The sequence below is a fragment of the Bradyrhizobium sp. CCBAU 51753 genome (genome assembly GCF_015291565.1).
GTDB classification, from domain to species: Bacteria; Pseudomonadota; Alphaproteobacteria; order Rhizobiales; family Xanthobacteraceae; genus Bradyrhizobium; species Bradyrhizobium ivorense.
The window spans coordinates 8,519,165-8,538,421 of record NZ_CP030037.1 but is presented as its reverse complement, the minus strand read 5'-3'; the positions used below and the strand labels follow the sequence as shown (position 1 = coordinate 8,538,421).

Annotated in this window: 16 protein-coding genes; 7 read left to right on the top strand and 9 right to left on the bottom strand. The window is 65.8% G+C overall.

What is annotated here, in order from left to right; all coding sequences use genetic code 11:
• Window positions 1–14 precede the first annotated feature (14 nt).
• Both XH93_RS39250 and XH93_RS39245 read left to right on the top strand, forming a co-directional pair.
• Window positions 15–1,184 (top strand): DUF3734 domain-containing protein, encoded by a 1,170-nt coding sequence (locus XH93_RS39250; RefSeq protein WP_194471549.1) that lies wholly within the window; start codon window positions 15–17, stop codon window positions 1,182–1,184.
• 11 nt (window positions 1,185–1,195) lie between these two features.
• Window positions 1,196–1,984 carry a 3-hydroxybutyrate dehydrogenase gene (locus XH93_RS39245; RefSeq protein ID WP_139480414.1) on the top strand — a complete coding sequence of 263 codons (789 nt, stop codon included), beginning with the start codon at window positions 1,196–1,198 and terminating at the stop codon, window positions 1,982–1,984.
• Window positions 1,985–2,095: 111 nt separating this feature from the next.
• Here XH93_RS39245 and XH93_RS39240 read toward each other — a convergent pair whose 3' ends face one another.
• Window positions 2,096–3,475: a flippase gene (locus XH93_RS39240; protein WP_246799436.1), complete on the bottom strand. Its 1,380-nt coding sequence runs from the start codon at window positions 3,473–3,475 to the stop codon at window positions 2,096–2,098.
• Between the two features lie 122 nt (window positions 3,476–3,597).
• Complete coding sequence (locus XH93_RS39235; RefSeq protein ID WP_139858052.1) at window positions 3,598–4,434, bottom strand: protein-disulfide reductase DsbD domain-containing protein; 837 nt, start codon at window positions 4,432–4,434, stop codon at window positions 3,598–3,600.
• Between the two features lie 136 nt (window positions 4,435–4,570).
• Here XH93_RS39235 and XH93_RS39230 point away from each other — a divergent pair, with 136 nt between their 5' ends.
• Window positions 4,571–5,230: a YqgE/AlgH family protein gene (locus XH93_RS39230; protein WP_194471548.1), complete on the top strand. Its 660-nt coding sequence runs from the start codon at window positions 4,571–4,573 to the stop codon at window positions 5,228–5,230.
• Window positions 5,231–5,548: 318 nt separating this feature from the next.
• On the opposite strand, the gene XH93_RS39225 is transcribed toward XH93_RS39230, so the two are convergent.
• Window positions 5,549–6,436 carry a TauD/TfdA family dioxygenase gene (locus XH93_RS39225; RefSeq protein ID WP_194471547.1) on the bottom strand — a complete coding sequence of 296 codons (888 nt, stop codon included), beginning with the start codon at window positions 6,434–6,436 and terminating at the stop codon, window positions 5,549–5,551.
• Window positions 6,437–6,533: 97 nt separating this feature from the next.
• Window positions 6,534–7,313, bottom strand: a complete 780-nt coding sequence (locus XH93_RS39220) for an SDR family NAD(P)-dependent oxidoreductase (RefSeq protein WP_194471546.1) — start codon at window positions 7,311–7,313, stop codon at window positions 6,534–6,536.
• A 181-nt stretch (window positions 7,314–7,494) separates the two neighbouring features.
• Between XH93_RS39220 and XH93_RS39215 the strand changes: the two genes are divergently transcribed.
• On the top strand, window positions 7,495–8,229 hold the full coding sequence (locus XH93_RS39215; RefSeq protein ID WP_194471545.1) for an SDR family NAD(P)-dependent oxidoreductase: 735 nt from the start codon (window positions 7,495–7,497) through the stop codon (window positions 8,227–8,229).
• Window positions 8,230–8,289: 60 nt separating this feature from the next.
• A complete protein-coding gene (locus XH93_RS39210) occupies window positions 8,290–8,667 on the top strand; it encodes a CsbD family protein (RefSeq protein WP_139480419.1) in 378 nt (125 codons plus the stop codon).
• 191 nt (window positions 8,668–8,858) lie between these two features.
• Here XH93_RS39210 and XH93_RS39205 read toward each other — a convergent pair whose 3' ends face one another.
• Both XH93_RS39205 and XH93_RS39200 read right to left on the bottom strand, forming a co-directional pair.
• Window positions 8,859–10,565 (bottom strand): SGNH family hydrolase, encoded by a 1,707-nt coding sequence (locus XH93_RS39205; protein WP_194471544.1) that lies wholly within the window; start codon window positions 10,563–10,565, stop codon window positions 8,859–8,861.
• Window positions 10,566–10,825: 260 nt separating this feature from the next.
• Window positions 10,826–12,217: a lytic murein transglycosylase gene (locus XH93_RS39200; RefSeq protein ID WP_194471543.1), complete on the bottom strand. Its 1,392-nt coding sequence runs from the start codon at window positions 12,215–12,217 to the stop codon at window positions 10,826–10,828.
• 221 nt (window positions 12,218–12,438) lie between these two features.
• Here XH93_RS39200 and galU point away from each other — a divergent pair, with 221 nt between their 5' ends.
• On the top strand, window positions 12,439–13,314 hold the full coding sequence (galU, locus tag XH93_RS39195) for a UTP--glucose-1-phosphate uridylyltransferase GalU (RefSeq protein ID WP_194471542.1): 876 nt from the start codon (window positions 12,439–12,441) through the stop codon (window positions 13,312–13,314).
• A 288-nt stretch (window positions 13,315–13,602) separates the two neighbouring features.
• Here the strand turns inward: galU and XH93_RS39190 are convergent, their stop codons facing one another.
• Together XH93_RS39190 and XH93_RS39185 are read right to left on the bottom strand one after the other, a co-directional pair.
• Window positions 13,603–13,791 carry a hypothetical protein gene (locus XH93_RS39190; protein ID WP_194471541.1) on the bottom strand — a complete coding sequence of 63 codons (189 nt, stop codon included), beginning with the start codon at window positions 13,789–13,791 and terminating at the stop codon, window positions 13,603–13,605.
• Window positions 13,792–13,958: 167 nt separating this feature from the next.
• Window positions 13,959–15,452 carry a diguanylate cyclase gene (locus XH93_RS39185; RefSeq protein ID WP_194471540.1) on the bottom strand — a complete coding sequence of 498 codons (1,494 nt, stop codon included), beginning with the start codon at window positions 15,450–15,452 and terminating at the stop codon, window positions 13,959–13,961.
• A 227-nt stretch (window positions 15,453–15,679) separates the two neighbouring features.
• Between XH93_RS39185 and XH93_RS39180 the strand changes: the two genes are divergently transcribed.
• A complete protein-coding gene (locus XH93_RS39180) occupies window positions 15,680–15,937 on the top strand; it encodes a hypothetical protein (protein ID WP_139858023.1) in 258 nt (85 codons plus the stop codon).
• A gap of 411 nt (window positions 15,938–16,348) precedes the next feature.
• Here the strand turns inward: XH93_RS39180 and XH93_RS39175 are convergent, their stop codons facing one another.
• The gene (locus XH93_RS39175; RefSeq protein ID WP_139858020.1) at window positions 16,349–19,225 is read right to left on the bottom strand and encodes an EAL domain-containing protein; all 2,877 of its coding nucleotides are present in this window, start codon (window positions 19,223–19,225) and stop codon (window positions 16,349–16,351) included.
• Between the last annotated feature and the right edge of the window lie 32 nt (window positions 19,226–19,257).

Genomic DNA, 19,257 nt, shown 5'->3' with positions numbered 1-19,257 from the left:
CCGAACGGTTTCCAATGAATACCTCGGATTCCGCGCCGGACACGGCGCCCGCGCAAGCGCATCGCGTGCTCGTTCTGCAGGGCGGCGGCGCGCTCGGCTCCTACCAGGCCGGCGCCTTCCAGGCGCTCTGTCACGCTGGCTTCGAGCCGGAATGGATCGCCGGCATCTCGATCGGCGCCATCAATGCCGCGATCATCGCCGGCAACGAGCCGGCCAACCGGGTGCCGCGGCTCAAGGAATTTTGGGAGATGGTGTCCTCCCCGGTGTCGTGGAATCCGGTCGCCAAGGGCGAGCGCGCCCGCTCGCTGTTCAACGAGACCAGCGCGGCGCTGATCGCGACCTTCGGCGTGCCCGGCTTCTTCACCCCGCGGATTCCGCCGGCGCCGTTCTGGCCGCCGGGCAGCTCGGCGTCGCTGAGCTATTACGACACCGCGCCGCTGAAGAAGACGCTGGAGCATCTCGTCGACTTCGATCGCATCAACGATCTGAAGACCCGCCTGTCGGTCGGCGCGGTCGGCGTCACCTCGGGCAACTTCCGCTACTTCGACAATTACGAGTTCAAGAAGCTCGGCAAGAAGATCGGCCCCGAGCACATCATGGCCTCCGGTGCGCTGCCGCCGGGCTTCCCTTCCGTCGTGATCGAGGGCGAGCACTATTGGGACGGCGGCATCGCCTCCAACACCCCGCTCGACTTCGTGCTCGACGAGGAGACGACGCGCGATCTCCTGATCTTCCAGGTCGACCTGTTTTCCGCGCGCGGACCCTTGCCGGAGACGCTGCTGGAGGCCGCCGAGCGCGAAAAGGACATCCGCTATTCCTCGAGGACGCGGATGAACACCGACAAGAACAAGCAGATCCACAACGCCCGCATGGCGGTGCGCGACCTGATCGGCAAGCTGCCGGACTATCTGAAGAACGATCCGTCGGTCGAGCTGCTGCGCAAGGCTTCCAAGGAGAACACCGTCACGGTGGTGCACCTGATCTACAAGAGCAAGAACTACGAGACCAATTCCAAGGACTACGACTTCTCCCATGTCGCGATGGTCGAGCACTGGGGCGCCGGCGTGCGCGACGTGCATTTGTCGATGCGTCACAAAGAATGGCTAGAACGGCCGCAGTCCGGGGAAACCATGGTGACTTACGACCTGACGGGAGACGAAGGAAAATCTCCCGCAAGCAAATAGGAGCGATCGACATGGGTACGTTGACAGGCAAGACCGCCGTTGTGACCGGTTCGACCAGTGGCATCGGATTGGCGATCGCGCGCGGCTTCGCGGGCGCCGGCGCCAATATCGTTCTCAACGGCATGGGCGTGCCGGCCGACATCGAGAAGGAGCGTTCCGGCATCGAGACCGACTTCAAGGTCAAGGCGGTGCATTCGCCGGCGGACATGACCAAGCCGGCGGAGATCGCCGAGATGGTCGCGCTCGGCGAGAAGACCTTCGGCTCGGTCGACATCCTCGTCAACAATGCCGGCATCCAGTTCGTCTCGCCGATCGAGGAGTTTCCGCCGGAGAAGTGGGAAGCGATCATCGCGATCAACCTGTCGTCGGCGTTCTACGGCATCCGCGCCGCCATCCCCGGCATGAAGAAGCGCGGCTGGGGCCGCATCATCAACACCGCCTCGGCGCACTCGCTGGTCGCCTCGCCGTTCAAGTCGGCCTATGTCTCGGCCAAGCACGGCATCGCCGGCCTGACCAAGACCGCCGCGCTCGAGCTCGCGCAGCACAAGATCACCGTCAACTGCATCAGCCCGGGCTATGTCTGGACGCCGCTGGTCGAGCACCAGATTCCGGAGACCATGAAGGCGCGCAACCTGACCAAGGAGCAGGTCATCAAGGACGTGCTGCTCGCCGCGCAGCCGACCAAGGAGTTCGTGACCTCCGAGCAGGTCGCCGCGCTGGCGCTGTTCCTGTGCAGCGACGACGCTGCGCAGATCACCGGCTCCAACTACTCGATCGACGGCGGCTGGACCGCGGAATAATCCGCGCCGCTGATTGTCGGTGACAGGCAAAGGCCGGCCCTGATCGGATCAGGGCCGGCTTTCGTTATTGTGAGATGGGGGATTGATTTGGCGATCGCAGGCGCTGTCGTATCAGCGCTTCCCGAACGCCAGCACATGCAGGCCGAGCCGCGAGCGCACGACGTAGAACAACAAAATGGTCTCGAAGGTCAGCGACAGCGAGGTCGAGGCCGCCGCGCCCATGCCGCCGTAGCGCGGCACCAGCGCCATGCAGAGCCCGACATTCATGAAGAAGGCCACGGCATAGGCCGCCGCGCAGATCTGCTGGTGGCCGAGCATGTTGAGCAGGCGCTCCACCGGCCCGATCGCCGAGCGCACGATCAGCCCGATCGCGGCGACCAGCATGATGTCGTAGCCGCCGACGAAGTTCGGGCCGAACAGCCACAGCAACGGCTTGCCGACCACGAGCAGGGCCGCGGTAGCGAGCAGCGACGGCCAGAACGTCCATTTGATCGCGTGTGCGACATAGGCCGACAGCCGATCCTTGTCGCCGAGTGCGTTGTATTCGGCGAAACGGTGCGCCGTCGTCGCCGCCATCGCGTAGTGGATGAAGGAGACCAGCGCCAGCGTCTTGACCACGGCGAAGTAGACGCCGACCTCCTCGGACGGGCGGAACTGCTGCAGCATCAGCACGTCGGTGTAGGACAGCAACTGGTAGAAGCTCTCGACCAGCAGGATCGGCAGCGAGGTCGCCAGCCAGCCCTTGACATCGTGGGTCTTCTCGCCGGGCTCGATATGGCTGACGAGGCGGCGGTTCAGCACGATCATCTGGCCGATCATGGAAATCCACACCGCCGCGGCGCTCGCCGCCATCGCGGCGGTGGCGCCGAGATTGAGGCCGAGCGCCAGCGCACTGGCGGTCAGTCCGATGATCAGCCCCTGGCGGATGATGAATTGCGGCATCAGGCCGAGCTGCATCCAGTCGTGCGAACGCGCGATGCCGTCCTGGGTGTTGGCGACGACGAAGGCCGGCAGCGTCAGGCAGCCGATATAGAGCGGCACGATCGAATTGGGATCCATCCAGGGCGACAGCAGATGGACCACGCCGGCCAGCAGCAGCGCGATGATGCCGGAGGACGCCAGCGTCAGCCAGCGGCTGCCGGAGAGAAAGCCGCGCAGCAGCGCCAGTTCGCCGCGCGTGCGGTACTCCGGAATGATCTTCTGCGCCGACGGCGCGATGCCGAGGTCCAGCATGCTGCCGAGCAGCAGCACCCAGGTCCAGACATAGACATAGATGCCGTAGTCCGAGGCGCCCATCCAGCGCGCCAGCAGGATCTGCGCCAGATAGGCGATCGCGGCGCTGATGACGCGGATGATGAAGATGGTGCCGGCGAGCCGCTTGGTGACGGAGGCCTCGTGGCTGCCGCCGAGCAGGCCCGCAACGAGCCCGCGCAGGCGCGCGAGCGGGCCTGCCGGCGCGGGAGTTGCGGATTGGCTCTGCATCACGGCCACAGCGGAAATTCCTCATATCGCCGGCAAAGCGGCGACAATGCCGTGACCTATCAACGAAACGTTAAGATTAGGTTGGACGCACCCCGCTGTCGTCCCGGCCTAGGCCGGGACGACCGGGAGGGTCAATTCAAATTGATATTGAATTCGTAGGCCTTGTCGCCGCCGACCAGCGTCAGCTTCAGCGCGGCGCCGTCGGCCTTGGCACCCGGCGGCAGGCCGTCGAGCTCGAAGGCGAAGCGCTTCACGCCCGATGGCGCGTGCTCGACGAGTTTTGGCACCGGGAGCGCCCAGTCCGGCGTCGGGCCCTCGACAAACAGGCTGAGATCCTTGCCCTCCGGCGCGGCGACGTCGACCAGCACGTTCTTGCCGTCGCGCTTGACGTCGCGGATGGTGAACGGGATCGGGTCGCCGATATTGGCCGGCTTCGGCACCGCGTTGAGGGCTTCCGAAAGCGTCGCGTCCTCGGTCGAGGCGACGCTCGCGAACGCCAGTTCGGCCTTGGCTTCCACCGGCACGCACAGTTTTTCGCACACCGCGTAGTTGATGTCGGCGCGCAGCACCAGCGGCTTGTCCGGGTTCTTGGCGACGATGCGCAGCGGCAGCACCACCTGCTTCTTGTAGCCGAGCGAGGTGCCGCCGGCGCCGTCGTCGAATTGCCGCGGCGCCGGCCACATCACCGTGACAGCCTCGACATTGTCCGACTTGGAGAAGTCGAAGCGCGGCGGCACGCCGGAATCGCCCGGCGTCCGCCAATAGGTCTTCCAGCCGTCCTGCAGCTTGAAGGCGATGCCGCCGAGCAGCACCGCGCCGCTGCGCGATCCCGCGATCAGCCGCACCGCCGAATGCGTATCCTGCTGCCACGGCGATGCATCGTCGGCGCGCACCTCCGCTGCCATACATGCGACGGAAAAAATGGCGGCGACGCGAATTGTGGCCCGCAGCGGAACTGTGACGATCATGAGACGTCTTTACCTGCAACTTTCGTTGCAAACCATTGAATTGCTTGTGATGCACCGCCGTGCGCGGCGCGATGGTTGATTGACAGAACGGCCACCCAATATCAGGATGCCAAATCAGCAGGAGAGGCCTCTGCGGATGAGCCCTGAAGGCAAAACAGGCAAGGCGCGCAGGACCGCCCCCGGCAGAGGCGCCGGGCTCGGCCATAACGCGGCCGACGAGGGCTACCTCGATGGCCAGCTGCTGATCGCGATGCCTGTGATGAGCGACCCTCGCTTCGAGCGCTCCGTGATCTACATGTGCGCCCATTCCTCCGAGGGCGCGATGGGCATCATCGTCAACCGCCCGGCCGGCAGCATCGACTTTCCCGGTCTTTTGGTGCAACTCGACATCATCCAGAAGGCGGACCAGATCACGCTGCCGGAAAATGCCGAGATGATGAAGGTGATGAAGGGCGGTCCGGTCGACACCGGCCGCGGCTTCGTGCTGCACTCCAGCGACTTCTACATCCAGGATGCCACGCTGAACATCGACGAAGACATCTCGCTGACCGCGACCGTCGACATCCTCAAGGCGATCGCCAGGGGCGCCGGCCCCAAGCACGCGATCCTCGCGCTCGGCTATGCCGGCTGGGGCCCGGGCCAGCTCGAGACCGAGATCCAGCACAATGGCTGGCTGCACTGCGACTCCGATCCGGACCTGATCTTCGGCGCCGACGTCGACGAGAAGTATTACCGCGCCTTGCGCAAGATCGGCATCGATCCCGGCATGCTCTCCAACGAAGCCGGCCACGCGTAAGCTGTCTCCACACCCCCGATGTCGTCCCGGCCTTCGCCCTAGTGCATGAACACATCTCACGCATCACTCAGCCGATCTTGCTTAAGGCTGCACGGGAGGTGGGAGGGCTCTCTCCCCCCTTGCGGGGGAGAGTTGGAGAGAGGGGTAAGCCACAAACACCGCCCGCGCGGCTTACCCCTCTCCCTAACCCTCCCCCGCAAGGGGGGAGGGAACCCATCCGGCGGTGCCTTCCTGACCTGTAAGCCCTCGCACCGGATGTGCATGCCCTAGGGCGAAAGCAGAGACGACGGCTGTAGGTTTGGCCACGACAGCCGCCAGCTACTCCGCCGCTTCCTGCGCCACCGTCGGCCGCGTGCCGGCCACCGTGGCGCGGCGCATGTCGCGGGGCTGCGACTGATCGTAGCGACGCACGCGGTGCACGGTCTGGCGGTTGTCCCACATCACGAGGTCATGCACCGTCCATTTGTGCACGTAGACGAATTCGCTCTGCGTCGCGTGCTCGGTGAGGTCACGCAGCAGCACCCGCGCTTCCGGCACGCTCATGCCTTTGATCGCGCCGGCGTGCGACGACAGATACAGCGACTTGCGGCCGTGCACCGGATGGGTACGGACCAGGCGCTGCAGCACCGGCTTGAACATCTCCTTCTCTTCGTCGCTGTAGTCGAGAAAGCCGAGCGAGCCGCGCGAATACATCAGTGAGTGCTCGCAGATCATGTCCGCGATCTCCGCCTTGGTCTCGTCGTCGAGCGCGTCATAGGCGGCGCGCATGTCGGCGAATTCGGTGTTGCCGCCCTTCGGGTTGACCACGCGCGCCGACAGCAGCGAGAACTTTGCCGGGATCGGGCGGAACGAACTATCGGAATGCCACAGGCAGTTGCCGAGGTTGAAGAGATGGGTGCGGTGATCCTTCGGCAGCGGCTTGCCGTCCTTGCCGAGGTTGCCGACGTCATTGAGCCCGGAGGTGAGGCGATAGTCTTCCTTCTTGGTCACGGTGCCGCCGCGGGATTTTTCCCGCTCGCCGAAATTCAGCGCGAAGGCCATCTGCTGATCGTCGGTGATGTCCTGTCCGTGGAAGATCAGCACGGCGTATTTGTCCATGCCGGCCTCGATGTCTTCAGCCTCCTGCTTGGTCAGCGGCTGGCGCAGATCGACGCCGGACACCTCGCCGACGAAATGCTTGTGCAGCTGCCGGATCAGGACGGTCATGGCACATCTCCCCTGTGCGGGCGGTTTGTCCCGCTTCGTTTGCAGGGAAGGCTACTCGCGGCGCGCCGCCTGTCAACGCTTCGCCGCCGCGCGCGGATCAGGCATTCCGCGCCATCAACCCGCCGTCGACCGGAATCACGGCGCCGGTCAGGAACGATGCGGCGGGCAGGCACAGGCTGAGCGTCATGTGCGCAACCTCTTCCGGATCGCCGTAGCGCAGAAGCGCGGTGCGGCGCTTGGCGTAGATCGTCTTGTGCTCCTCGGAGATGCGGTCGGTGATTGCGGTGCGGATCGGCCCCGGGCAGATGCAGTTCACGGTGATGCCCTCGCGTCCCAGTTCCACGGCGAGCGAGCGGGTCAGGCTGGCCACGCCTCCCTTTGCCGCGGAGTAGGGGCTGTGCAGCGCGGTCGCGCCCAGCGCCTCGGTCGAGGCGATGTTGACGATGCGCGGCGATCGCGACTTGCGCAGATGCGGCAGCGCGGCGCGGATGATGCGCGGATGCGCCGTCAGCATCACGGTGATGCCCTTGGCCCAGGCATCCTCGTAGGCGGGATCGTCGATTCCGACGCGCACCGAGATGCCGGCATTGTTGACGATGATGTCGAGCCCGCCGAAATGCGCGGCGACCTCGTTGACGACTCGTGTGATCGCATCGCGATCGGCGACATCGAGCACCCAGGCTTTGGCCGAGCCGCCGCCTGCTGCGATCTCTCTCGCCACCGCCTGCGTGCCCTCTTCAGTCAGATCGGTGACGGCGACATTGGCGCCTTCATCGGCGAACACGCGCGCGGTGGCGCGGCCCATGCCGCTGGCAGCTCCCGTGACGAGAACGGTGAGGCCCTTCACCGAGCGGCTGAGCTGCTTGAATTCGGACATGAGGGACCCCGCTGATTTTTTGGCGCGTTGTGAGACCGGCGAGGCTGGCATCGATCCTCCGGCAGGTCAAACCGACGGCGTGATCCGCCGCCGCAGTAGCGGGTTAACGCAAGTCCGGCGTTGGCTTTTCAAAAAGGATCGTGCTCAATCAAGAAAAGGGCAAACGACAAGGAGACGCGCGATGAACGAGCTCGATTTCTCAGGCAAGCAAGTGCTGGTGGTCGGCGGCTCCAGCGGCATCGGCAACGGTATCGCGCAGGCGTTCCGCGCCAAAGGCGCGCGCGTTGCCGTCTGCGGCACCCGCGCGCAGGCGAGCGATTATTCTGCGGAAGATGGCTCGGATCTCGCAGGCCTCATTTATGCGCAGCTCGACGTCAGCGATCCGCAGGCGGTCGCAGCGTTCAAGCCGTCGTTCGATCGTCTCGACGTGCTGGTGCTGGCGCAGGGCGCGGTGATTTACCGCCGCGGGGAATTTCAGATGGACGGTTTTCGCAAAGTGATGGAAGTCAATCTGATGAGCCTGATGGCTTGCGCCACCAAATTCCACGAGATGCTCGCTGCCGCCAAGGGTTCGCTGATCATCGTGAGTTCGACCGCGGCCTATCATTCCACCATGGGCAATCCGGCCTACAACGCCTCGAAGACCGGCGCGATGGGACTGACCCGCACGCTCGGCGAGGCCTGGGCCGAGGACGGCATCCGCGTCAACGGCATCGCGCCCGGCCTCGTCGACACCAAGATGACCAAGGTGACGACGGCAAATCCGAAGCGGCTGGAAGGCGCGCTCGAGCGCATTCCGTTGCGGCGGCTCGGCACGCCCGGCGACATGGCCGGCGCCGCGTTGTTCCTCGCTTCGCCGCTCGCCTCCTACATCGTCGGCCAGACCATCATCGTCGACGGCGGGCTGATCCTCTAGCCGAGGAACAGGCGCAGGGTTCGCAGGTTAGCTCCCCGATAGATGCAGGGAGTTTCCATAATGGACAAGGATCGGATTTTTGGGACAGCGAAGGAGTTCGCGGGCAAGGCTGAAGGCGCCGTTGGCGATATGACGGACGACAAGCAGACGCAGGCTTCGGGCCGCGTGCGCGAGGCGGCCGGTGCCGCGCAGGACCTCTACGGCCAGGCCAAGGACACCGTGCGCGATGCCGCTGACACCGCGGCCAACTACGCCAAGGACGCCTATGAGCATCGCGGCGAGACCATCCGCTCAGGACAGAAGGCGATGGCGCAGACCGTGCAGGACAATCCGCTCGGTTCGCTCTTGATCGCCGGCGGCATCGGCTTTGCGCTCGCGCTGCTGATGACCCGCCAGCCGCGCCGTCCGCCGCCATCGCGCTGGCGCTATTACGGCTGAGTTGCGGAGGGCGGTTTACCCTGCGCTAATCCGCCCTACGGTCTATCCGCGTCATTGCGAGGAGCGGCAGCGACGAAGCAATCCATCTTTCCGCGCGTAGGGAACGATGGATTGCTTCGCTTAGCCTGTCATCGGGCGGCGCTTCGCGCCGACCCGTTGGCTCGCAATGACGTGGATGAAGCGCAGCGTGCCTACTGCACCGCGTTGCTCGGCACCGATGCCGAGCGGCCGACATTGCCCGGTGGGCGCGGCGGCCGCGGCGGTGCCAGCGGGCGCTGTTGCGGCTGTGGCCCGCCGAAGCCGAAGAAGTCGCGCAGCCACGGTTGCTGCTGTTGCGGCGGCGGGGCCTGCGCCGGACGGAAAATCCGCTTCTGCGCCGGCTTCTGCGGGGCCGTGATGATCGAGCCATCGGGCGCGATCGCGGTGGTCGAGGGCGGCGGGTTCGCCGGCGCTGCCGGTGCAGCCGGCGTGGTCGCGGCGACCGGCACGTCGCCCTTGGCCTGCTCGCGGCCGATTTCGCGGCGCGGCCAGGCAAAATCATCGGCGCGGCCGGCGGGTGCCGCCAGCGCCTCACCCTTCACCAGCGTGCGCGCGGCGAGCGCATCGACGGCGGCGGGCCGCGAGCCCGGTCCGCCGAGCAATTGATCGGTACCGATCGAGGAGGCGACCAGCGGCAGCACGGGACCTGCCAGCGGACGCGGCGACGGCTTGCCGGGCTCGGCACTGGTGTCGGGCGTTGCGGGTTCGCTCGGCAGCGCGATCGGCCCGGTGCGCACCGCGAGCAGCCGCGTCACCTCGCGCTCGACATAATGCGCGAGCTTGCGCGCGCCGGCCTTGGTGAAGAACACGCCGTCATAGGTGCGCAGCGTGCGGGGCTGGCCTTCGAAGTCCGGGCCCTTCTGCATGAAGCGGCCGGCCTCGTCGACGAAGCCGTCCCAGACGTCGACATAGGTGATGCCGGCCTTGCCGGCGGCGTCGCGATACAGTGCGTCGAGGAACAGCATGTCCGACGTGCCCTTCTGGCCGCGGATCGCGGGCAGCCCGACCCACAGCACCGGCACGCCCTTGCTCTTCAGCACGTTGATCATCTCCTCGATCTTCTTGCTGTAGAGCTCGACCCAGCGGTCGTCGCGGAATTCGTAGAGCCCGTTCGGCGAGCGCGCGGCCTTGTCGTGCGTGGCCTGCGCGTCGTTATCGGCGTCGTCCTGCGGCAGGTCGGTGTCGACGGGCTTGTCATCGGGCTTGGCGGCTGCATCCGGCTTGTCGCCGGGTTTGGCATCCGGTTTGGCGCGGGTGTCCTTCTTGTCCTTGTCGTCCTTCTTGTCGGTTTTTTTCTCCACCGCCGGCTCGCGCAGCGCTACGCGGTCGTTGAGGCCGAGCATCACCACGATCGCGTCGGGCTTTTCGGTCGCGAGAATGCCCCTGGCGGCGGCGGCCCAGTCGGCCGGATCGCCCTTGGGCTGATAGCGGATCAGGCCCGACACCGTCTTGTGCTTGCGGATCACGCCCATGTCGGGCTGCTCGGAATAGGCGTCCTCGAGGCCATAGGCGAGCCAGTCGGCCATGGCGTCGCCGAGCACCAGCACGTTGCGCTCCGCCGCCGCCTCGCGCTTGGCCGGCGGTGGCGCCCGCGAAAAATCCTCGCGCGGCCGCTGCGGCTGCGCTTGCTGCGGCCGCTCCTGGAACGGCTGGAAGAAGTCACCGCCGAACCAGCCGCCACCACCGCGCTGCTGCGGCGCTTGGCGCTGCTGTGGCGGCGGCGAGCCGAAGCCCGGGAAGTTGAAGAATTGGGCCGAGGCGGGCTGCGCGATGCCGATCAACAGCCCAAGCGCGACCGTTAGCGCGACCAGCGGGCCGGCTTCCGTGAAGACGCGCAAAAATGATCTTGGCTTCGGCATCGAGTTCGGATCGCAAATCTGGAAGTGCCAAACATATTAGCGGAATCGGGCCGCAAGCGGGCAGCTTTTCCACCATAAATCGGGTGCGGGCGGCCACCGTCAAGGCAGCCGGCAAATATCGGATTTCACGGTTACTTTCGGGGCGATGCCCCCGTAGCCCGGATGAAGCGAAGCGCAATCCGGGGAACAGGCTAACCGCTCGGCGAGAACCCCCGGATTTCGCTGCGCTTCATCCGGGCTACGGGCCTGGGCCAGCCGCCCTACCGTCCCCGCAGCCGGTCCAGCACCTCGGAGGTGGCAAATCCGTCGGCCGGCGCCCCGATGGACGCCTGGAAGCCGCGCAGGGCTTCTCTGGTCTGGCCGCCGAACTGGCCGTCGGGCGTGCCCTTGTAGAAGCCGCGCTGGGCCAGCAGCTGCTGCAGTTCCAGCCGCTCGGCGCGCGACAGCACCCGTTCCTGGCGCGGCCAGGGCTGCACGAAGGGCGGTCCGCCGCGCAGGCGGTCGGCGAAATGGCCGATCGCGAGTGCGTAGGCCTCGGCCGGGTTGTACTTCATGATGACGCGAAAGTTCTGCAGCATCAAGAAGCCCGGCCCCTCGGCGCCGGCCGGCGCCAGCAGATAGGCCTTTTCGGCAGGTTGCGGGAACGGCTGGCCGTTGGCGCGCTTCAGCCCGAGATGCTCCCATTGCGACAGCGGCATCGCCTTGGCGCGGTCGGCCAGCATGAAGTTGAAGTTTTGCGGCAGCACGACCTCGTAGCCCCAGCTTGCGCCGGTCTGCCAGCCATCCTTCTTCAAATTGTTGGCGGTCGAGGCGATCAGGTCGCTCGGATCGTCGACGACGTCGCGGCGGCCGTCGCCATCGCCGTCGACGGCGTAGCGCTTGAAGGCGGTCGGCATGAACTGGGTCGGACCGAACGCGCCGGCCCACGAGCCGCGCAATTGCTCCGGGCGAAGATCGCCGCGGTTGAGGATCTCCAGCGCGGAGAGGAATTCGTCCTTGAAATAGGCCTGGCGGCGGCCGATGCAGGCCAGCGTCGCGGTCGACTGCACCACGCTGCGATCGCCCATTTGGGTCGAATAGTTCGACTCGATGCCCCAGATCGACGCGATGATGTAGCGGTCGACGCCATAGGCTTTTTCAGTCGCGTCGAACTGCGGCTTGTATTTTGCGAGGATCTCGCGGCCCTTGGCCAGCCGCGCGTCGCTGACCAGGATGTCGAGATAATCCCAGATCGCCTTGGTGAATTCCGGCTGTGAATCCAAGAGATCCATGATGCGCAGATCGGGCTGTAGCCCCGCGGTGAAGCGCTCAAAGTTCTCACGGCTGATGTTGCGCCGTGCGGCATCCGGCCACATCGCGGCGACGCAGTTCTGGAAATTCCCGGCGGCCTCGCGGATCGCAGCCGCGGTCATCAGCGGATGACCGGAGGCGCCGTCCTCGCCGCTCCATGGCGGCGACGCGCCGTCCTGACCGGTCGCGCCTTGACCGGTTGCGGCTTGCGGCGGCGTCGCGTTCTTCGAAAAGATGCTGTCGATCAGGTTGGTCAGGCCGTTGCCTGACGATTGCGCGCGCACCGCGCCCGGCAACAGCAGGGCCAGCGCGATCAGACTCACGCCGAAAAAATTGGTCCGCAATGTTCCGGTCGAGCGCATTCGCGTATGCCTGTCAAAAAGGGTGCTGTTCCAGAAGGCCCCGGCACGGTTTCCAATAACTTAACAACGGCGAAATTCTGTTGGCCGCGGGATTTGCCCCGGTGGAACAGCGGAATTATGCCGCACCACACATCCGCCTTTGTTAGCGGGTGCAAAACGGGTTACCACTGATGCGATCGACTTCGCATACCCCCAACCATTGCAAGGCTTACGACAATCCCATGAAGATCCGCAAAGCCGTATTCCCCGTCGCCGGCCTCGGCACCCGCGTGCTGCCCGCCACCAAGGCGATGCCGAAGGAGATGCTGACCATCGTCGACAAGCCGCTGATCCAGTATGTGGTCGACGAGGCGCGGGAAGCCGGCATCGAGCATTTCGTGTTCGTCACCGGACGCAACAAGGGCGTGATCGAGGATCATTTCGACCGCATGTTCGAGCTCGACACCACGCTTGCACAGCGCGGCAAGAAGACCGAGCAGGAAATCCTGGCGCAGAACCAGCCCGCAGCCGGCGCGATGAGCTTTACCCGGCAGCAGTCGCCGCTCGGGCTCGGCCACGCGGTGTGGTGCGCGCGCGACATCGTCGGCAACGAGCCGTTCGCGGTGGTGCTGCCGGATGAACTGGTGCTGAACACGCCGGGTTGCCTGAAGCAGATGATCGAGGCGGCGAGCGCGCTGGGCGACAAGTCCAACGTGATCGCGGTCGAGGCGGTGCCGGACGAACTGACCCATCAATACGGCATCTGCAGCGTCGGCAAACGTACCGGCAGGATTTTTGAGGTCGACGCCATGGTGGAGAAGCCGCCGCAGGGCACCGCGCCCTCCAACCTCTCGATCACCGGCCGCTACATCCTGCAGCCGGAGATTTTCGACATCCTGGCCACCCAGGAGCGCGGCGCCGGCGGCGAGATCCAGCTCACCGACGCCATGATCGGGCTTGCCAAGACGCAGAAATTCTACGGCGTCGAGTTCGAAGGCGAGCGCCACGATTGCGGCTCCAAGGCCGGCTTCCTCCGCGCCAACATCGCCTTCGGCCTCAAGCGCCCCGACCTGCGCGATGGGTTGCGTGCCGAGATGAAGAAGTATCTGGGGGAGTGAGGCGTTGTTGCGTGGAGCGCGCGGTAAGTTTGCGCTCTTGCTCCGCGTCGTAAGGGAGCACCCTGGCTGGGCTCCCTCCCCCCTTGCGGGGGAGGGTTGGGGAGAGGGGTGCCGCTTGCTCCGCTGCTGATCTGGAGGAGCGCACGCTTCCGCGAGTGCTTGATTTGTTGATTGGCGCTGCCCGATGTCTCGCATCGCGCCCGGGGCCACCCCTCTCCCCACCCTCTCCCGCAAGGGGAGAGGGAGCCTGACCAGTGTGCTCGCCTCACTTGTCGGCGCTTCCGCCGGTCAGGCCGCGCTTCTGCTCTGCTCTTCCGTGCGCTGCTGCTCGGCCTTCCATGCGTCGAGGTCTCCCGGCAGCAGCTCGGGTTCCAGTGCGACTTCTTTCCGCGGGCCGAAGGCCAAGCCAATGAGCCCAACCAGTACGAGGAGGGCTCCGGCAATGATCAACCAGTGCGGCAATTCCAACAATGGCATGGCGACACCTCGCTGCCGTTGATGAATACACACCTGCAAGTATCAGCTTACGCCGGCCGGCCGCCTATCGCCATATACCATCTTGGTTAATGCCGATGCTGCCGGTTCCCTTCCTGGCGCTGGTCATCGCGCGCAGCCGTGCAACGTCCGGACGTGAAGCCGGGCTCTTACGCCACCAGCGCGATTTTCGGCGTGGTGGCGAGCACCGACTGGTTACGGCCGTTGGCCTTGGCGGCGTAGAGCGCCTTGTCGGCGGCCTCGACCAGATCGGCCCATTGCTGGCCGGCGGCCGGCCGCATGCTGGCGACCCCGATGCTCACGGTCGTGATCAGCTCGCCCTCGCACCATTGCTCGACCTTGCCGCGGATGGCCTCGGCCATGCCGAAGGCCTCGAGCGCGCTGGCGCCGGGCAGCAGCACCGCGAATTCCTCGCCGCCGAACCGCGCCGGGCAGTCGCCGGCGCGGCGCACCGCGTCCGAAATGCAGATTGCGATCCCGACCAGCACCTGGTCGCCGGCCTGGTGCCCGAAGGTGTCGTTGTAGGCCTTGAAATGATCGGCATCGATCATCAAGAGCGCGACGGATTGGCCGTGCCTGATGGCGCGGCGCCACTCCAATTCGATCTCGGTGTCGAACTTGCGCCGGTTCTTCAGCCCGGTAAGGGCGTCGGTGGTCGCGAGCTCCTCGAGCTTGTCTTCGGCGTCGGCGCGGCGGCTGATCTCGCGCGCCAGCACCAGCGCCGTCAACAGCACGAACAGGATCAGCGCCGCCATGATCGAGCCGATCCGGATCGCCTCGGTATGCCAGAGCCGGAACACGGCCTCGAGCGGCTTTCCGACCACGACATAGAGCGGGCCCGAGCTGCTGCGCCGGACATAGAGCCGCGGCGTATCGTCGACCGGGCCCTTGCCGGCGTAGGTGCCGCCTGGCTTCAGGTTGTCGGACTTCCAGTCCAGCGCCTCCGCGAGGTTCTTGCCGATGATGTCGAGATCGAACGGCGTGCGCATGATGATGGTGCGGTCGTTGCGCAGCACGGTGATGGTGTCGCCCGGCGCCAGGTTGAGCCGGCCGAACAGTTCGTGGAAATAGCTGAAGCGGATCGAGCCGACGACGACGCCGAGGAAGCGGCCGTCCTCGTCGGTGATGCGCCGGCTCAGCACGATGGCGTAGGCACTGCGATGCAGCATCGGCCGGCTGACATACAGCCCGGTATCGGGATGGTCGCGGTGAACCGTGAAATACTCTTCATCGCGGCGGTTCTCCGGCCGCGGGTCGAGGCTTGCGGCGTCGATCGTGAGGTTGCCGTCGGCATCGAACACCTGGATCGCGCCGAAATGCTTGGCGGTGGCGGCGTGGTCGAACAGGATCAGATGACGGAGCTCTTTGGAGACGTTGCGGATCTCCGGCATCTCCAGATTGCTGGCGACCGCGCGCAGCGACAGGTCGTAGAGCTCGATGTTGCGGCTGACGTCGGCGTCGATGCCCGAGGCGAGGTTTTCCAGCGTGCGGCGAGCCAGCTCCTCCTCGCCGCGGCGCATGTCGAACATCACGCCGGCGCAGATCGCGGAGAAGCCGAGCACGGTCGCAATCGACGAGACGATCAGCAGCCGTGCCGATATCCGCCAGCGCCGCCTCGCGTCTTTTCCCCGCCGAAATGCCATGTCCGACTCCAGGAGCGTGATCCGGAAAAATGTGCAGCGGTCTTCCCGAAAAGATCATGCTCAAACAAAAAGCTGGAGCGGGATGATGCTTCGAAGGAAAACGTCATCACGCTCCAGGCGCCGTCATGCATCGGGAAACCTTGTTGTCGCCTTAAGTGGCGACAGCGGCCGCCGAATGGGTTAACGGGTGGTTGCCGGGATTGTTTATCTTGTCACCGAGGGCTGTTGTGAACGACTACGACGCGCTGCGCGACTATCTGAAGAAGCAGCACCTGCCCGAATTCGTGCTGACCTTCGAGGAGATCGAGGCGATCATCGATGCGGCGCTGCCGCGCGCCGCGCAGCGGGCGTCGTGGTGGGATACGCTGCGCAGCCCGCAGGAGAAGATGCCGCAGCGCGAGGCCTGCCTCGACGGCGGCTACATCGCCACCCGCCAGGCCGACGGCAACAGCGTGAAGTTCAAGAAGATGCCGAAGCCGCGTTAGCAGCGCCACCTCAGACTGTCATCGCCCGGCCTGTGCGCAATTGCGCACATGGACCGGGCGATCCGGTATTCCAGAGACAGTAGCTATTGAGTCGATAGGCCGCGGCGTACTGGATCGCCCGGTCAAGGCCGGGCGATGACAGCGGTGGGCGACTGGGCAGGTAACCTGCCTTCGACCTGACTAGCTCGCGGCCTCGAGCCGTTCCTCGGCGAGCGGCCGCGGCGGAAGTGCGCTCCCTCGCCCCGTTCTTACGGGGTCGAGACGAGCGAAGCTCGCTCTTAGAGGGTTGGGGTGAGGGCTGTCTCCTCGCCAACGGTGACAAGATCATCCGCGGAGGCTCCCCCTCACCCGGAATTCAAGCTGCGCTTGAATTCCGACCTCTCCCCGCAGGCGGGGCGAGGTGAAGGGGCACTAGCTCGCGGCCTCCAGCCGTTCCTCGGTCAGCAGTCGCGTCGCGGCGTCGGCGTCCATCGGCTCGCCGAAGGCAAAGCCCTGCGCGTATTCGCAGCCGAGCTGGTAGAGCTCGACGGCGTCCGAGTCGGTCTCGGCGCCTTCCGCGACCACTTCCATGCCGAGATCGTGCGCCAGCGCGATGATCGATTTCAGGATCACCGGGCGGGTGCCGCGGCTGGTGGTGCGGACGAACGACTGGTCGATCTTGATGGTGTCGAACGGGAAGCGCTGCAGGTAGGACAGCGAAGAATGGCCGGTGCCGAAATCGTCGAGCGACAACCCGGTGCCGAGCTCGCGGATCCGCGCCAGCATCTGCGCGGCGTGCTCCGGGTTCTCCATCACCAGCGATTCCGTCAGCTCCAGTTTGAGCGTGCCGCGCGCCACCGAGGAGCGCGACAGCACGGTGCGGATGTCGTGGATCAAATCGTGGCGCAGCAATTGCCGCGAGGAGACGTTGACGGACGCGAAGATCGGATCGCGGGCGCGCATCGCGCGCTGCCACACCGCGAGTTGGCGCGCGGTCTGGTCCATCACGAACATGCCGAGATCGACGATCAGGCCGGTCTCCTCGGCGACATTGATGAACTCCGACGGCGACATCCGGCCGAGTTTTGGATGATCCCAACGCGCCAGCGCCTCGAAGCCGGCGATCGCGCGATCCTCCAGCCGCACGATCGGCTGGTACAGGATCGTGATCTCCTGGCGCTCGATGGCGCGGCGAAGGTCGCTTTCCAGCGTCAGGCGGTCGGTCTTGCGCGCCCGCATCGCCGGCTTGTAGACGTCGATGCGGTCGCCGCCGATCCGCTTGGAATGATACATCGCAAGCTCGGCATCCTTGATGATCTCGTCCGACAGCGGCGCCTGCGGATCCGACAGTGCAAGCCCGATCGAGGCGGTGAGGAAGATCTCGCGGTCGTTGAACGCGATCGGCGCGCGGATGGTCTTGCGGATGGTCTCCGCGAAATTGGTGATCCGCGCCGGGTCCTGCTCCGACAGCAGGATCAGGCCGAACTGATCGCCGGCCATTCGCGCCAGCGTGTCCTGCGGTTTCAGGATGCGGGTCAGCCGCCGCGCCAGGGTCAGCAGGATGGAATCGCCGACTGCGATGCCGACGGAATCGTTGACCTGCTTGAAGCGGTCGAGGTCGATCACCATCAGGGTCGGCCGCAGGTTCGGCATGGTCTTGGCGAGGTTCGCCACCGCGCTGAGGCGGTCCATGAACAGGCGGCGGTTCGGCAGGCCTGTCAGATTGTCATGCACGGAATCGTGCAGCATCCGCTCTTCCGAGTTCTTGAACTCGGTGACGTCGGTCAGCGTGCCGACCACGCGCGAGACTTCGCCGTCGGAGCCGACCACCGGGCGCGCCTTCAGCGCGAACCACATGAAGTGGCCGTCGGGCGTGCGCAGGCGAAAATCCTGCACCAGGCGGCCGCGGCGCTGGTCGAGCACGCTGTCGAGCGCGGCGCGGAAGCGGTCCTGGTCGAGCGGGTGCAGCACTTCCAGCCATTTCGCGGCGGGGCCTTCCAGCGTGCCGCGCTTCAGGCCGAGCAGCGCCTCGGTCTCGGGGCTGGTGAACACCTTGTCGGCGGAGACGTCCCAGTCCCAGATCAGATCGCCCGAGCCGGTCAGCGCCAGCGCGCGGCGCTCGACGTCGGAGACCACGCCGGTGGTGGCGCCGCCGCCAGCGAAGGCGTGCTGCATCACCGTAAAGCCGATCAGCATCACGATCAGCACGAGGCCGCCGAGCAGCGCCGGGCCGACGATGTCGTTGGTGACCGAGCCCGCCACCGTCATGCCGGCTGCGACCACCCAGACCACCAGCAGGAACCAGGTCGGGATCAAGAGCACCGCGCGGTCAAAACCGTGGGTCGAGAGATAGACGATCAGCGCAAAGCCGGCGAACGCGATCATCACCAGCGACATCCTTGCGATGCCGGAGGCGACCGCAGGATCGAACAGCGCCAGCGCGACAAGCGCGCCGAGGAACAGCAGCCAGCCGATCGTGATGTGCGAGTAGCGCACGTGCCATCGGCTCAGGTTCAGATAGGCGAACAGGAACACCAGCAACGTCGCTGCGAGGATCGCCTCGCCCGCCGCGCGCCAGACGCGCTCGGCGTTGTTCGACATGTCGAGCACCTTGCCCCAGAAGCCGAAGTCGACGCCGATATAGACCAGCACCGCCCAGGCCAGCGCCGCCGCGGCCGGGAACATGATGCTGCCTTTCACCACAAACAAAATCGTGAGCACCAGCGCGAGCAGGCCGGAGATGCCGATCACGATGCCCTGATACAGCGTGAACGAGTTGACCTTGTCCTTGTAGGCGTCGGGTTCCCACAGATAGAGCTGCGGCAGCTTGTCGGTGCGCAGCTCGGCGACATAGGTGACGACGGCGCCGGGATCGAGCGTGATGCGGAACACGTCGGCGGTCGGGCTCTCCTGCCGCTCCGGGCGATCGCCGACCGACGGCGTGATGGTGGCGATGCGCGACAGGCCGAGGTCGGGCCACAGCAGGCCTGACGACACGATACGGTAGTGCGGTGCAACGATCAGGCGGTCGAGCTGGTCGTCGGTGTTGTTGGCGAGCGCGAACACCACCCAGTTCTGGCCGCCTTCGCGGGCGCGCACCTCGATGCGGCGCACGATGCCGTCGGTTCCGGGCGCGGTGGAGACCTGGATGCGGTCGGTTTCGCTGCGCTGATGATCGAGGACGGCGGTGAGGTCGATCGCTGGCGCATCACTGCGGACGCTGACGGCGTCGATCGCATACGCCTTGGGCGTAGCGGCAAACATCATGAGGCCCAGCGCCAACAGCGCAAGGCACCTGATCAGACGCAATGTCAGTACTCCGCGATCGACAAACTGCCCGA

Bases quoted from the DNA above. Each gene is read 5' to 3' on its own strand.
- XH93_RS39205 (WP_194471544.1), bottom strand. From the start codon at position 10,565: ATGCCGAAGCCAAGATCATTTTTGCGCGTCTTCACGGAAGCCGGCCCG.
- galU (WP_194471542.1), top strand. From the start codon at position 12,439: ATGAAGATCCGCAAAGCCGTATTCCCCGTCGCCGGCCTCGGCACCCGC.
- XH93_RS39235 (WP_139858052.1), bottom strand. From the start codon at position 4,434: ATGATCGTCACAGTTCCGCTGCGGGCCACAATTCGCGTCGCCGCCATT.
- XH93_RS39200 (WP_194471543.1), bottom strand. From the start codon at position 12,217: ATGCGCTCGACCGGAACATTGCGGACCAATTTTTTCGGCGTGAGTCTG.
- XH93_RS39185 (WP_194471540.1), bottom strand. From the start codon at position 15,452: ATGGCATTTCGGCGGGGAAAAGACGCGAGGCGGCGCTGGCGGATATCG.
- XH93_RS39225 (WP_194471547.1), bottom strand. From the start codon at position 6,436: ATGACCGTCCTGATCCGGCAGCTGCACAAGCATTTCGTCGGCGAGGTG.
- XH93_RS39220 (WP_194471546.1), bottom strand. From the start codon at position 7,313: ATGTCCGAATTCAAGCAGCTCAGCCGCTCGGTGAAGGGCCTCACCGTT.
- XH93_RS39190 (WP_194471541.1), bottom strand. From the start codon at position 13,791: ATGCCATTGTTGGAATTGCCGCACTGGTTGATCATTGCCGGAGCCCTC.
- XH93_RS39245 (WP_139480414.1), top strand. From the start codon at position 1,196: ATGGGTACGTTGACAGGCAAGACCGCCGTTGTGACCGGTTCGACCAGT.
- XH93_RS39250 (WP_194471549.1), top strand. From the start codon at position 15: ATGAATACCTCGGATTCCGCGCCGGACACGGCGCCCGCGCAAGCGCAT.
- XH93_RS39230 (WP_194471548.1), top strand. From the start codon at position 4,571: ATGAGCCCTGAAGGCAAAACAGGCAAGGCGCGCAGGACCGCCCCCGGC.
- XH93_RS39215 (WP_194471545.1), top strand. From the start codon at position 7,495: ATGAACGAGCTCGATTTCTCAGGCAAGCAAGTGCTGGTGGTCGGCGGC.
- XH93_RS39210 (WP_139480419.1), top strand. From the start codon at position 8,290: ATGGACAAGGATCGGATTTTTGGGACAGCGAAGGAGTTCGCGGGCAAG.